Source organism: Methylotenera sp. E1MeOHC1, assembly GCF_058745595.1.
In genome coordinates this window covers 606,078-619,638 of sequence record NZ_CP196025.1, presented here as the reverse complement: position 1 = coordinate 619,638, position 13,561 = coordinate 606,078, and the positions used below count along the sequence as shown (strand labels likewise).

General features: G+C 42.6%; 12 protein-coding genes. 3 read left to right on the top strand and 9 right to left on the bottom strand.

The genetic code is table 11. From position 1 onward, the window contains the following. Nucleotides 1–105: 105 nt before the first annotated feature. The 9 genes from ACSSU7_RS02770 to flhD all read right to left on the bottom strand — a co-directional run bounded on the left by ACSSU7_RS02770 (nt 106) and on the right by flhD (nt 8,293). Nucleotides 106–606 (bottom strand): chemotaxis protein CheW, encoded by a 501-nt coding sequence (locus ACSSU7_RS02770; RefSeq protein WP_492517215.1) that lies wholly within the window; start codon nt 604–606, stop codon nt 106–108. Between the two features lie 12 nt (nt 607–618). Further along, nucleotides 619–2,928, bottom strand: coding sequence for a chemotaxis protein CheA (cheA, locus tag ACSSU7_RS02765; RefSeq protein WP_492517214.1), 2,310 nt, complete (start codon nt 2,926–2,928; stop codon nt 619–621). 291 nt (nt 2,929–3,219) lie between these two features. After that, a complete protein-coding gene (locus ACSSU7_RS02760; RefSeq protein ID WP_015832200.1) occupies nt 3,220–3,588 on the bottom strand; it encodes a response regulator in 369 nt (122 codons plus the stop codon). 120 nt (nt 3,589–3,708) lie between these two features. Further along, nucleotides 3,709–4,257, bottom strand: a complete 549-nt coding sequence (locus ACSSU7_RS02755) for a chemotaxis protein (protein ID WP_492517213.1) — start codon at nt 4,255–4,257, stop codon at nt 3,709–3,711. A 116-nt stretch (nt 4,258–4,373) separates the two neighbouring features. Beyond that, nucleotides 4,374–5,312 (bottom strand): flagellar motor protein MotB, encoded by a 939-nt coding sequence (motB, locus tag ACSSU7_RS02750; protein ID WP_492517212.1) that lies wholly within the window; start codon nt 5,310–5,312, stop codon nt 4,374–4,376. A gap of 11 nt (nt 5,313–5,323) precedes the next feature. Beyond that, nucleotides 5,324–6,184: a flagellar motor stator protein MotA gene (motA, locus tag ACSSU7_RS02745; RefSeq protein WP_492517211.1), complete on the bottom strand. Its 861-nt coding sequence runs from the start codon at nt 6,182–6,184 to the stop codon at nt 5,324–5,326. Between the two features lie 231 nt (nt 6,185–6,415). Further along, on the bottom strand, nt 6,416–7,210 hold the full coding sequence (locus ACSSU7_RS02740; protein WP_492517210.1) for a class I SAM-dependent methyltransferase: 795 nt from the start codon (nt 7,208–7,210) through the stop codon (nt 6,416–6,418). Between the two features lie 136 nt (nt 7,211–7,346). Then, nucleotides 7,347–7,925, bottom strand: a complete 579-nt coding sequence (flhC, locus tag ACSSU7_RS02735) for a flagellar transcriptional regulator FlhC (RefSeq protein WP_492517209.1) — start codon at nt 7,923–7,925, stop codon at nt 7,347–7,349. A gap of 50 nt (nt 7,926–7,975) precedes the next feature. Continuing rightward, nucleotides 7,976–8,293 carry a flagellar transcriptional regulator FlhD gene (gene flhD, locus ACSSU7_RS02730; RefSeq protein WP_492517208.1) on the bottom strand — a complete coding sequence of 106 codons (318 nt, stop codon included), beginning with the start codon at nt 8,291–8,293 and terminating at the stop codon, nt 7,976–7,978. 656 nt (nt 8,294–8,949) lie between these two features. Here flhD and flhB point away from each other — a divergent pair. Genes flhB through flhF form a run of 3 tightly spaced genes read left to right on the top strand, consistent with a single transcriptional unit; the run spans nt 8,950 to nt 13,549 of the window. Beyond that, nucleotides 8,950–10,113: a flagellar biosynthesis protein FlhB gene (gene flhB, locus ACSSU7_RS02725; protein WP_492517207.1), complete on the top strand. Its 1,164-nt coding sequence runs from the start codon at nt 8,950–8,952 to the stop codon at nt 10,111–10,113. 23 nt (nt 10,114–10,136) lie between these two features. Then, the gene (gene flhA, locus ACSSU7_RS02720; RefSeq protein WP_492517206.1) at nt 10,137–12,218 is read left to right on the top strand and encodes a flagellar biosynthesis protein FlhA; all 2,082 of its coding nucleotides are present in this window, start codon (nt 10,137–10,139) and stop codon (nt 12,216–12,218) included. After that, entirely contained in the window at nt 12,215–13,549 is a 1,335-nt protein-coding gene (gene flhF / locus ACSSU7_RS02715; protein WP_492517205.1) for a flagellar biosynthesis GTPase FlhF, read from the top strand. Before flhA ends, flhF begins: the two co-directional genes overlap by 4 nt. Nucleotides 13,550–13,561: the final 12 nt, after the last annotated feature.

The window sequence follows — 13,561 nt, the reverse complement described above, 5'->3', positions numbered from 1 at the left end:
ATCAAACGTTAACGACTCTATACATTAAAACTGTTATAAATCTCACCTTTCAAAACTCAGCTTACATAGCTAAAAGCTATAACCCTCTTATCTTAATACCGACTTCTAAGCTGCAACAGCATCTACCAGCGCCATTTCTTGACTAGTCATTAACTGTTCAATATCAACTAAAATCAACATTCTTTGCTCTAGTGTCGCCAAACCAACAATGTATTTAGTGTCGATACTGGTCACCAACGAAGGCACATCACGAATTTGATCTTCTTTCAATGCAATCACATCTGATACACCATCGACCACAATACCAACCACACGACCGTGCAGGTTCAAAATAATCACTACTGTAAATTCGTTATACTCAACTTTTCCTAAGTTGAATTTGATGCGCAAATCTACAATCGGCACAATCTTGCCGCGTAAATTCACCACGCCCTTAATAAACTCTGGCGTATTCGCAATTTGCGTTACCGCATCATAGCCACGAATTTCCTGTACTTTTAAAATTTCAAGCCCGTACTCTTCTGCCCCTAACACAAAGGTTAGATATTCACCCTCTGCGCTTTTAGCTTTTGAACTTACATTATTTACTACATTGTCAGTACTCATTGTTTAAGCTCCTTATGCATTGCGTTGCATATGCTGATTATTTTGGTTAGAAAATGAGGCTGCGCCGGTAATATAGTTGGTACTTTGCCCCATTTGTATCAAAGCAGCGACGTCCAATATTAAAGCCACTGAGCCATCCCCCATAATGGTCGCACCGGATACACCCAGTACCTTCTTAAAGTTTGTTTCTAAACTCTTAATTACAACCTGTTGCTGCCCCACTAATCGATCAACAAATAAAGCTGATTTTTTACCATCCGACTCTAACAGCACCAACACGCCTTGGGTTGGGTCGGTAATATCTGTCGCGTGATTAAACAGGCTATGTAATGCGATAATTGGCAAATACTCACCGCGCACATGCACCATACGCCCCTCGCCTGTCACTGTTTTAATATCTTCAGCGCGTGGTTGTAAGGTTTCAACAATCAAATTAAGCGGAATCACATAAACACTGTCGCCCAGCGATACTGACATGCCATCTAAAATTGCAAGCGTCAGAGGGAGTGAGATTGAAATAGTGGTACCAAAACCAAGCGCTGATCGAATCTCAACAGCACCACCCATAGAGGTAATGTTTCTCTTCACTACATCCATACCCACGCCTCGTCCAGAGACATCGGTAACAACTTCAGCAGTAGAAAAGCCTGGGGCAAAGATGAGTGAGAAAACCTCACTATCAGTCATGCTTTCACTTACAGCTAAGCCATTTGAGTGGGCTTTGGCTAGAATTCTGTCTCGATTTAAGCCTGCGCCATCATCCGTCACCTCAATAACGATACTGCCACCTTTATGCGCTGCAGACAAAGTTAAAGTCCCAGTCTCACTCTTACCGGCTTTCCTACGGTTTTCAGGTATTTCAATACCATGGTCTACACTGTTTCTAACCAAATGTGTCAGTGGGTCAACAATACGCTCGATTAAGCCTTTATCTAACTCAGTGGTCGCACCTATCGTGGCAAAGTCCACTTTTTTGTTTAGCTTAGCGGCTAAGTCCCGCACCATACGAGGAAAGCGAGAGAATACGAAATCCATCGGCATCATACGAATTGACATCACCGACTCTTGTAAGTCACGAGTATTGCGAGTCAATTGTCCTACACTGTTAATTAACGCCTCGTTTTGTACCGGATCCAACATACTGATGCGTTGCTCGATCATCGCTTGCGTAATCACCAGCTCACCTACTAGATTAATCAGTTGGTCAACCTTTTCAACGCCAACACGAATCGATGATGCTTCGGCACTTGCAGGTGCTTTGTCAGACTCACGACGTCCTGGATTTTTACGTTCAACCTCTTGTGCCAGCCCGCTGCCCGCCACAGCTTCTGGTTTAGCTGCACCAGTGGTCGGTTGCGCATTAGTCACACCACTATTAGATAAAGTAAGCGTGGTATCGTCACCTATCAGTTCTGACTTAACGGCATCTGGGTGAGGTTGGAATGGTGCAAAAAATCCGTAGCCTTCTTCTTGCTTTTCTTTGCCATCCTCTTCAAACAGGCCATAGCCTACTTCCTCATGAATAAGGACTTTAGTAGTAGACGCTGCTTTGCTTTCAACCGCTTCTGCGGCTATCGGATTAACTTCTGCAGCTGGCATTGTTGCAAATGATGCAACTGAGTTAGCTTTTAGTGAAATAACTAGATCATCAGGGTCAACAATAAAGGAACAAATAGAAACAATGTCTGCCTCAGATGAGTCTGTCGTCAATGTAATAACGAAATGCCCATCAGCCTGCTTGCTCACAGCAACATCGCCTAGCAAACCCAGCTCTTCTTTTAGGTTCTCTACATCTTTTTCTGTGATATCAGGCATCACAATATTAAAACAGCTGATACCATCAGCTACTTCAGTTTGCACAGGTGCAGCATCAACAGGCTGAGACACAGGTGATGGTGGTGCAACAACAGCTGTGGCTGGGGCTGGTGTTGCACCAGCTTCAGAAAGCTGTTTCAACATCATCTTCACATCAGCCACTTGATCTTGATCTACATCAGTTGCTAACCGATGGCCGTCCAACTCCATTTTAAGCACATCTTTAGCGGCAAGAAACGCATCAACATGCTCAGCAGTCAGAGCCATTTCGTGCTTACGAATCTTGTCTAACAGATTTTCGAGGACATGCGTAATTTCAGTCATATCCATAAAACCGAAAGTAGCAGCTCCACCTTTAATTGAGTGAGCTGCGCGGAAGATTGCGTTTAACTCTTCATTATCAGGATCGTCAATGTTAATACCCAATAGTAAACGCTCGGCCTCTGCTAGTAGCTCTTCAGCCTCATCAAAGAAGACTTCGTAAAACTGACTCATATCGATTGTCATTGCCGTACTCCATTTATTTACGTGCGCCACGTACAAAACGTACGATTCACACCAATACAGTTACCACATTTATCTCACGTATCCAGTAATTTCTACGACAAAACTACTGTTCCCGAACAACATTAAACACACTCAAACTAAAACACTTAACAGCAAAATAAACCTTAGTAGAAATACCTAGTAAATTTTACGTGCATTTAATACTTAGGCTTTAGAGCGCTAAGCTCAAGCTCTCCACTATTAGGGCGTTAATAGCGGTATAAACACCAGAAAAACATTAACTCTCAACAATTAAGAGCCAATGACTTTTTGCACGACTTCAATCAAACGTTTTGGGTCAAATGGTTTTACCAACCAGCCGTTAGCACCAGCAGCTTTACCTTTGGCCTTCATTTCATCGCTAGACTCAGTGGTTAACATTAAAATTGGCACTTTTTGATACGAGCCTAATCCGCGTAAGTTCTTAATTAAGGTCAGGCCATCCATAATTGGCATATTTTGGTCGGTTAAAACCAGATCTACAGTTTTCTCTTTTGCTTTATTTAAGCCATCTTGCCCATCTACCGCCTGAATTACATCATAGCCTGCAGCTTTAAGGCTAAATGCCACCATTTGGCGCAGTGAGCCTGAATCATCTACTGCTAATATTGTTTTTGCCATTTATCTACTCACTTTTATTACTGTTAACAAATAATCACCCAGACCACTAAAGTCAGAGCGCTTTCATGCTTAACCTATACTGCTTAACGGCACTAAATTTAATATATTTAGCGCAACTTACTAAAAAAGATCTATTTCACCTGTAGCCATATCTTGCTGACCAACTGATTGACGCAAACCACCAGACAAGGCACGACTACCCACCTGCAAACTACGACTCATTTCCTCTAAAAACTTAACAATTTCTTCATGCTCATGCCCTGGATCCATCTCGTTACTGTGTGACTCCAACTCATGTAACAAGTCCTTTAAACCATTAACTCTCTTGATTGTTCTAGCGACAAGCTGACTAGTAAGGTCTTGAAATTGAAGGCTAGTAATGACCACGTTGACTTCATCACCGATCTTAGATTTGAACGAATCTAATTTTTCTAAAACCGGTTCTTCAATTGCATATTTTGTAACCAAGGCATCTAAAACCTGCTGCTGTGCACAGACTGCATCATGCACTGCCGTAAAACTGGTACTTAACTTTTCAATTGCCTCACTTAACAAAAAAGTTGTTTGCAGCAAATCTGCCTCAACCTCAATTAAATGCTGCTTACCATGATCAGAAACCGCAGCAAGCAATTTTCGTAACTCAGCAATTGGTAATGTTTTTGTTTCCATACAGCAACAATCCTAACGCGTTAATCCCGCTTAATTAAACATACCCATCAATAACCATCAAACTCGCAACCCTTCGTATGAATAAAACGAGCAAGGCCTGCGACAAAACTTACTTATCATTTGCTCTTATTCAGTACGCTATCCATTGCCGCATGGTCAGCATCGGATTGTAATTTTGTTTCACCATCGTCTTTCAATGCATCTAGCTCGGCCTGTTTATTCATGACAATAATACTGATGCGCCGATTAATTGGATTAAGCGGATCATCTTTATCAAACAGCGACACTGAGGACAGCCCTACAACACGCAACAACTTTGCTTCATCCATGCCGCCAGCGATTAACTCCCTACGCGACGCATTGGCACGATCAGATGAGAGCTCCCAGTTACTATAACCCTTTTCGCCACTTGAGTACGGCGCAGCATCAGTATGCCCAGATAAACTAATTTTATTGGTGACACCATTGAGCATCTGGCCAATTTCTTTCAAAATCTGCTTAGCATATGGCTGCATTTCCGCTTTTGCAGACTCAAACATTGGCCGATTTTGCTCATCAACAATCTGTATACGCAAACCTTCAGTAGTGATATCAATCAATAGCTGTTTTTTGAATTTACTTAAAGTCGGGCTATCTTCGATGCTTTTCTCAAGTTTCTGTTTTAACTGCTCCAATTTTTCAGCTTCGGCCTTCTCCAACGCGGCCTTAGCATCCTTAATATCGACTGCTTTTTGCTTGCCGGGCGGACCATCAACCGGCTTCACCTGCCCTTGCTTTTTCGTCATATCTTTACCGCCACCACCTTTAATCAAGGTATCGCTAGCGCCGACAGAATCTCCTCCCATCAAAGCTACTTTTAGCGGCGTTTTAAAATACTCAGCAATACCTTCTTTTTGTGCCTTAGAAGTAGAACCCAAAAGCCACATCAGTAAGAAGAAGGCCATCATTGCTGTTACAAAGTCGGCATAAGCAATCTTCCAGGCACCGCCATGATGCCCGCCTCCGCTTTTTTTAATTTTTTTAACAATAATCGGCTTGCGTAATTCCTCTGCCATAACAAGCTCCCTTATTTGCCTTTAGCTTGTTTAACGTGTGACTCAAGTTCGGCAAAGCTAGGACGCTCTGTTGAATAAAGCACTTTACGCCCAAACTCAACGGCAATAGCAGGCGCATAACCATTAAGGCTTGCTAACAACGTCACCTTAACCGTTTGAAACATCTTCGTACTTTCCTCTAACTTCTGTTCTAGCAAGCCTGAAAGCGGCCCAACGAAACCATAGGCAAGCAAAATACCTAAAAACGTACCGACCAGGGCATGCGCAATCAGAATCCCCAGCTCAGCTGGCGGCAGAGCAACGTTTTCCATCGTGTGCACCACCCCCATCACTGCGGCTACGATACCAAACGCAGGTAGACCATCACCCAGCTTTGCAACGCAATGCGCAGGAACGTGCCCCTCCATATGATGCGTTTCAATTTCGTTATCCATTAAGTTCTCAACCTGGAAAGCGTCCATATTGCCAGAAACCATCAGGCGCAAATAATCTGTAATAAACTCAATCAAATGGTGGTCATGCTGCAAAGTAGGATATTTACTGAAGAGCGGACTAGCCTCAGGATTTTCCACATCATTCTCAATTGACATCATGCCGTCTTTACGAATTTTGGTCAGAATTTCAAACAGCAACGCCAATAAATCCATATATAGCGCTTTATTAAACTTTGACCCCTTGAACAGCGTCGGCAACGCTTTTAATGTTGCCTTCTGCGCCTTACTATCATTACCCACAATAAAGGCACCGACCGCACCGCCGAAAATCATCAACACCTCTAGCGGCTGCCACAACCCACCCAGGTGCCCCCCTGCTAGCGCATAACCACCAAAAATGGTGCCGCAAACAACAACATAGCCAATGATTACAAACATACTTACGCACCCCAGGTTTTGATACTACGATTTTCGAACATTCCCAATAGAATAGCCAATATAACGTAATTTAATTACTTGAATAAAGTAATTTTTTTTAGCCATGCATCTAATTCAAACCTAATCAACACAGACCGCATATCCATTCGGATGGATATATACCTAAAAATCATGTGGTTATACAAGAAAACCAGCTACAAACCTATCGTAAAACCGATTTCCTCAAATTTGTTAAACTTTCCATACATATAACATCTTTTTATGGCTACCCAACTGAACAACCTGCGTCGGCGCAACACCATCAATCTCAAACTCATAGCTGACTAGCAAACCACCGGTACGCATTTGCGCTTGTACCTTTTGCCACAAATCCGTCATTGCCGCAGGTGATAAATAAGCAAAAACAAGATCATAGTTTGCAAAATCGAGCGCACGATAGTCACCAAGCTTAAAATCGACTTTTGAACCATTAAACTTTGAACGCAACTTACTAACCAACCAAGGCAATGGAGCAATTTCTGTACCATCAACAAGGCAATCCGGTCTTTTTTCTGCAATATACATAGACATATCGCCCAAACCACTGCCTATATCGATGATACGCATGGCTTGATGCTGGGGGATTAAGGTTAAGACCTGTTGCCAGACAATTGGCATAGAGGGATAAAATGGTACTTGTGTGCGGAACGTTGTCCAATACAAACTAAGGCTAAGCAGAAAACCCATCAGGTAAAATGTATTGGATATCTGCCACTGCGACATCACCCAAACAGATATGGGGAATATAAAATGTATCCAACGCCACCATTTAGCCATGTTAGCGATGTAGGCTAAACATACGGCAAAACTGGCCTGTAACAAGATTAAGTAATATGGAAAATGACTGCGAGCTATATCAGTGTCATATAGCAACTGAGCTTGTAGAATGGAATCTAGTGAAAAAACAAAAGAAAATGCAACAAACTGTATCAGAACAGCGAGCGTTGCTGGCTTTAGATTGATTTTATTGAAAAATAACTGCAGCATTTTGATGCCAATTTAATTTTCGATACACACTCACCTCCCCAGTAACGTAGAGCATGTATTGATGTTTTTATTATATTTTTATGTACTGCTAGGCTATCAAAACTTTAACACAATATAAGAACATTACAAACGCTTGTTAGGCCGTCATTGTTACAACCTTGAAAGTAAGCGACTTGCTTTTTTTTGTTTTTCCCGCACGTGAAGGTACGTGGCATAAATTACAAACATAACTGCTATTTAAATCGTAAGCATTCACAATAAAGTTGCCGCCGCAACAGCTACAGCTTTGTAGCTTCAACATTTTACTCTCAACAAAACGCACCATTGTCCATGCACGCGTCATTGACAGCACAGGCTCAGCAGACTCTTCAGTTTCAACCTGCTGCAAATATAAGCTATACGCTTTAATAATTGCATGTATACCAGTTTCACCTGTGTAATCAAGCATGAATTTGTATATATTATAGAAAATAGACGAATGGATATTTGGCTGCCATGTTAAAAACCAGTCAGTAGAAAACGGTAGCATACCTTTAGGTGGTGAAACACCTTTAAGCTCTTTATAAAGTTTAATCAGGCGCTCACGAGACAACGTCGTTTGAGACTCCAGCAATTGCAGCCTTGCACCTAATTTAATCATCTGGATGGCAAGCTGAATCTGCTCAGATTCATTGACCACACTTTTAGCAGAAGTCACTGGGCTTTTATTTTCCATGATGGTTTCCTTCTTATTTTAAGCAGTATACTTATCAACCCTGATGACACTTAAACAATCGCCTCTGCCACTTGGCCCGACATCAGAATAGCTGCATGCAAATGCGCTTGTGAACGATCTTTTGTGTAATTGGTAAGCATACCTAGAATCGCGCTATCATCAAAGCGAAACCTCGCCAACATAACATTCGCACTGCTTAATTTAACCAACTGCATATTGCTCAAGCCTTCTAACAAATCTGCAATTTCACTACTAATACCTAAACGGAAAATTGCGGTCGCCTTATCAGCCCGGATAAGCTGTTGCGCCAACATTAAATAGTTGAGGTTGGCATCTCTGATTTCCGACATCAATTCTATTTCAGTCATTTTAAATTCCGATCTCAAGTATCTTGCTGTTGTTAAAACCATAGAACAATATGGTTAGTTGTACTTTGAGCCTTTTTAGGGCGATTAGCAAGAATACGCTGTCGGTATTTTTTGTGAGCAAACAAGACAAGCCAGTGTAGGCGCTTGTCTTACAAGCACCTACACTGGCTTAATAGGAACACAAATTGTAGCCTATATAGTTATACTCATCATGAGCATTAAAATACAGGGGGAATTATTTAACTAGCTTATAGTCGATAAAATTCCTAAAGTTTAAGTGATGAATTACCGTTAAAAATATCGCTGACATTCAACAATAAAAACATTAACGCCTTCATCCAATAAACACTTATCGGCAGAAGTTAAGGAAACTTTAGGGTGATCTGTAAAAAAATTTAATAAAATTTGAAAATAAATTATAACTAATTGTTTTTATTGTTTAATTTATTTTAATTTTTTTTGAAAAAAAATTAAAATAATGGCAAAAAAACATAAAAAACATTTAAAGTCATAACGTCAGCTACAAGAAAGCATGGTTTTTGCCCCCTATTCTTAAGATGCAATGGTAAGGTTTCAATGAATAATTTAGTTATTGAAAAAAGTAATCAGTTTTTTAGCAATGAACCGATTGGCAATATCAAATAACAGGGTACGTAATGGCTGAAGAAAGTGACTTAGAGAAGACGGAGGACGCCTCCCCCAAGCGCCTAGAAAAGGCTCGTGAGGAAGGCGACGTCCCTCGCTCTAGAGAACTAGCTACGGTAACTGTATTGTTAGCCGCAGGGTTTGCCATGCTGATGATGGGCGGACAACTGGCTGATGCGTTAAAAACATCAATGAGTTCTGGTCTGAGTTTTCAACGTGCCTATGCCTATGACCCTATGCTACTTCTGATGAAAATCTCAGATAATATTTACAATTTACTGCTGGCATTCTCACCCCTGGCGCTTATATTATTTTTTGTAGCAATCGCATCACCTGCCCTTATCGGCGGCTGGGTATTTAGCGAAAAGGCACTTATCCCAAAATTTGGAAAATTAAATCCGATTACAGGATTTAGCAATATGCTTTCCAAAAACTCTGTCGCAGAGCTCGTTAAGTCTATTGCTAAAGCCATATTAGTTGGCCTTATTTCCTACATCGTCATCTCACATGACATGGACTCCATTCTTTCACTTTCCTTACTGCCTTTAAATGAAAGCATTGCCGAAGTAAACCACTTACTACTTTCCAGCTTTTTGGCTATTGTGAGTGCGCTGGTGCTGATTGCAGCCATCGACGTGCCGTTTCAACTGTACCAATACGCAGAGAAGCTTAAAATGACCAAAGAAGAGGTCAAGCGCGAATCTAAAGAGTCTGACGGTAACCCTGAAATAAAATCAAGAATTCGCCAACAGCAGCGTGAGATGTCAAGGCGTAGAATGATGTCGGAAATTCCAAATGCGGATGTTGTGATTACCAACCCAACACATTACGCTGTGGCTATTAAATATAAAGAAGGTGGTATGCTAGCACCTGTTGTTGTAGCTAAGGGCGCAGACGCCGTAGCACTAAAAATACGTGAGGCCGCAGAGGAGCACAAAGTGCTCATTGTTGAATCACCAAAATTAGCGCGCGCCATATATACACACACTGAACTGGAGCATGAGATTCCTGAAGCGCTATATACAGCTGTTGCTGAAATACTGGCCTATGTCTTTCAAATGCGTATTTTCAATAAAGATGGTGGTTATCAACCTGAAGTCCCAAGCACACTACCGGTGCCTGATGAGCTAGACCCCCACAGCCTGCTGCCACTGCCTGGTGTGGATGATGTATAAAATGAATCTGGAGCACTTGTTTAATGAATCCAATTAATTTACCAGCTTGGATGAACAACCTCGGCAGCCGCACCGTTGCTGCACCACTTATCATTGTTTTGCTTTTATCAATGATGATCTTGCCGTTACCGGCTATCGCATTGGATGTGTTATTCAGCTTTAATATTGCCTTATCTATTATGGTATTGCTCATTGGTTTGCAAACCAAAAAGGCATTGGACTTTATTGCATTCCCAACGGTGTTATTAGTCACCACGATGTTGCGACTATCATTAAACGTGGCATCTACACGCGTAGTGCTCACCGAAGGACATACCGGCCCTGATGCCGCAGGTAAAGTGATTGAAGCATTTGGGCACTTTTTGATTGGCGGCAATTACACAGTGGGTATCGTAGTATTTGTGATATTGACGATTATTAACTTCACTGTTGTGACAAAAGGTGCGGGCCGTATTGCTGAGGTTGGCGCAAGATTTACATTGGACGCAATGCCAGGTAAGCAAATGGCGATTGATGCCGACTTGAATGCCGGCTTAATCGGTGAAGACGAAGCTAGAAAACGCCGTACAGAAATTAGCCAAGAATCTGAGTTTTACGGCGCAATGGACGGTGCAAGTAAGTACGTGCGGGGCGATGCTGTCGCAGGTATTTTAGTTACCATCATCAACATCGTAGGTGGTTTATTTGTTGGGATGATTCAACATGGCCTAGCATTTGATGATGCTGTCAAAATTTACACCCTACTTGCCATTGGTGACGGCTTGGTTGCGCAAATACCTTCGCTGGTGATTTCTGTCGCAGCCGGTGTGGTGGTATCTAGGGTAGCCAATAGTGAAGATATTGGCGGCCAGTTAACCACGCAACTATTTTCTAACCCCAGAGTGATTTATGTCACAGCCGCCATCGTTGGTGGTATGGGCATTATTCCAGGCATGCCTAATGTTGCATTTTTAGCCTTAGCAGCCTTTCTTGCTGGCATTGCTTACCTTGTTGATGAGCGCCAGAAAGTCGCGAATGCAGAACCTCAAGTTGAAGAGGTTCCTGTTGCGCCAATAGAGGTAGAAGAAGCTAGCTGGGACGATGTAACGCCAGTAGATACTGTGGGGCTGGAGGTTGGCTATCGCTTGATTCCATTAGTAGACAAGTTGCAAGGTGGCGATTTGCTAAAACGTATCAAAGGCTTACGTAAAAAGTTTGCCAATGAAATTGGCTTTCTCGCCCCTACTGTGCACATTCGTGACAATCTTGAACTAAAGCCATCTGGCTATCGTATCACTTTAAAAGGGGTTGAAATCGCGACCGGCGAGTCAAATTACGGTCAATTCCTAGCCATAGACCCTGGTATGGTCACAGGCCCGCTTGCCGGGCAAATTACAACAGATCCGGCTTTTGGTTTACCAGCAGTATGGATTGACGCCAGTCTTCGTGATGAAGCACAAAGCATGGGTTATACCGTCGTTGATGCTGGCACAGTGATTGCCACCCACATCAACCATATTATCTCCATGCATGCTGCTGAGTTATTAGGCCGCCAAGAAGTACAGCAACTACTAGATCACATTAGCAAAGAATCTCCAAAACTCATTGAAGATTTAGTACCAAAACTCATGCCGCTGTCTGTGGTACAAAAAGTGTTGCAAAACTTGCTGATGGAGGGTGTGCATATCCGCGATATGCGTACGATTATTGAGACCCTTTCAGAACACGCAAGTCAGACTCAGGATACAAACGACTTAACCGCATTGGTACGTGTGCAACTAGGCCGCGCCATCGTGCAGCAATTATTCCCTACCGGCAATGAAGTCACGGTGATGTCACTGGATAATAACTTAGAACGTCTGCTGTTACAGGCAATGCAAAACAACACTGGTGGCTCCGCAATGGAGCCTGGTATGGCAGAAACGCTATCTAGACAGGCTGAGGAAGCCGCAAGGCAACAAGAACAAATGGGCTTAACGCCAGTGCTACTTGTCTCTGCCCCGCTGAGAGCTGCGCTTGCCAAATTTCTGCGCAGGGCTGTACCAAATTTACGTGTACTTTCACACGAAGAACTACCGGATTCCAAAACAATACGAGTCACTAGTCTGATTGGAGGTTCTGCATGAACATTAGACGATTCTTCGGCAAAAACTCGCGTGAAGCACTGACAATCGTCCGTAGAGAACTAGGCGATGATGCGGTGATTCTATCCAACCGAGCGGTTGCTGGCGGCAATGAAATTATGGCGTTTACAGAAGTAGAAATGAACGCAATGGTCAATGCTAACCCAGCACATATGGCAAGTGAACCCTCTGAAGCAAAACCATGGCTGTCATTGCTGAATAAAAACGCGAGTGAAGAACATCAAGGCGTTGACGCTAACAGCATGGGCAGTGCAGCCAAGGCAAGCAATCTACGCCCAACACCCATCAACCACGATACGAATTTACACAACAATCTACAATCGAATAAAAGCAATGTCGCAACCAGCAAACAGATGGTATGGATGCTAAAAGAAATGCGTAGCATGCGCAACGTGATTGAATCACAACTGGCTACGATCGCTTGGGGCAATATACAGCAACGTGACCCTATTAAGTCTGAAGTGTTGAGCACTTTATTAGGCGCCCGCTTTAGCCCAGCATTATCAAGATATTTAGCAGAAAAGTTACCATCAAATTTAGATAGTAAAAAAGCCCAAGCATGGGTGAAATATATCCTGAGTAAAAACCTGAGCACCATAGAAAACGAAACCGAAGTATTGGACCAAGGTGGTGTGTTTGCCTTAATTGGCCCGACTGGTGTTGGCAAAACCACAACCACAGCAAAGCTGGCTGCGCGCTATGTAATGAAACATGGCACACAAAGCCTAGGCTTGATTACAACCGACGCATACCGGGTTGGCGGACATGAGCAGCTCAGAATATACGGTAAGATTCTAGGTGTGATGGTTTATGCCGTCAAAGATGAAACAGACCTCGCACTTGCGCTCAATGAACTGAAGAACAAGCATACGATTTTGATTGACACTGTTGGTGTAAGCCAACGTGATCGCATGGTCACCGAACAAATCGCCCTGCTCTCAACTAGCAATACGCCTATTAAGAAATTACTATGTTTAAACGCCACCAACACTGGTGAAACCTTAACCGATGTTATCAGTGCTTATAAAGGAAAAGGGCTGGATGGTTGCATCATGACCAAACTTGATGAAGCCGTCACCATAGGTAATACACTTGATGTGATTATTCGTGAAAAATTAAAACTGTATTACACAGCCGATGGACAACGTGTGCCTGAAGATATCAACCTAGCGAATAAAGTAGCGCTGATTCATTTAGCATTAAACTCAAAATCGCCAGCTAACCGCCCTTTTGAATTTTTAGAAGAAGAACTGCCATTTGTCATGGGGCAAGCTAGCAGCTTGAACACTATCTCTCAATTAGCGGAGATTTAATCATGTCTAATT

What these genes read in the sequence shown, in the direction of transcription:
- ACSSU7_RS02760 (WP_015832200.1), bottom strand. Translation starts at nt 3,588, where the DNA reads ATGGCAAAAACAATATTAGCAGTAGATGATTCAGGCTCACTGCGCCAA.
- motB (WP_492517212.1), bottom strand. Translation starts at nt 5,312, where the DNA reads ATGGCAGAGGAATTACGCAAGCCGATTATTGTTAAAAAAATTAAAAAA.
- flhA (WP_492517206.1), top strand. Translation starts at nt 10,137, where the DNA reads ATGAATCCAATTAATTTACCAGCTTGGATGAACAACCTCGGCAGCCGC.
- cheA (WP_492517214.1), bottom strand. Translation starts at nt 2,928, where the DNA reads ATGACAATCGATATGAGTCAGTTTTACGAAGTCTTCTTTGATGAGGCT.
- motA (WP_492517211.1), bottom strand. Translation starts at nt 6,184, where the DNA reads ATGTTTGTAATCATTGGCTATGTTGTTGTTTGCGGCACCATTTTTGGT.
- ACSSU7_RS02755 (WP_492517213.1), bottom strand. Translation starts at nt 4,257, where the DNA reads ATGGAAACAAAAACATTACCAATTGCTGAGTTACGAAAATTGCTTGCT.
- ACSSU7_RS02770 (WP_492517215.1), bottom strand. Translation starts at nt 606, where the DNA reads ATGAGTACTGACAATGTAGTAAATAATGTAAGTTCAAAAGCTAAAAGC.
- ACSSU7_RS02740 (WP_492517210.1), bottom strand. Translation starts at nt 7,210, where the DNA reads ATGCTGCAGTTATTTTTCAATAAAATCAATCTAAAGCCAGCAACGCTC.
- flhF (WP_492517205.1), top strand. Translation starts at nt 12,215, where the DNA reads ATGAACATTAGACGATTCTTCGGCAAAAACTCGCGTGAAGCACTGACA.
- flhB (WP_492517207.1), top strand. Translation starts at nt 8,950, where the DNA reads ATGGCTGAAGAAAGTGACTTAGAGAAGACGGAGGACGCCTCCCCCAAG.
- flhD (WP_492517208.1), bottom strand. Translation starts at nt 8,293, where the DNA reads ATGACTGAAATAGAATTGATGTCGGAAATCAGAGATGCCAACCTCAAC.
- flhC (WP_492517209.1), bottom strand. Translation starts at nt 7,925, where the DNA reads ATGGAAAATAAAAGCCCAGTGACTTCTGCTAAAAGTGTGGTCAATGAA.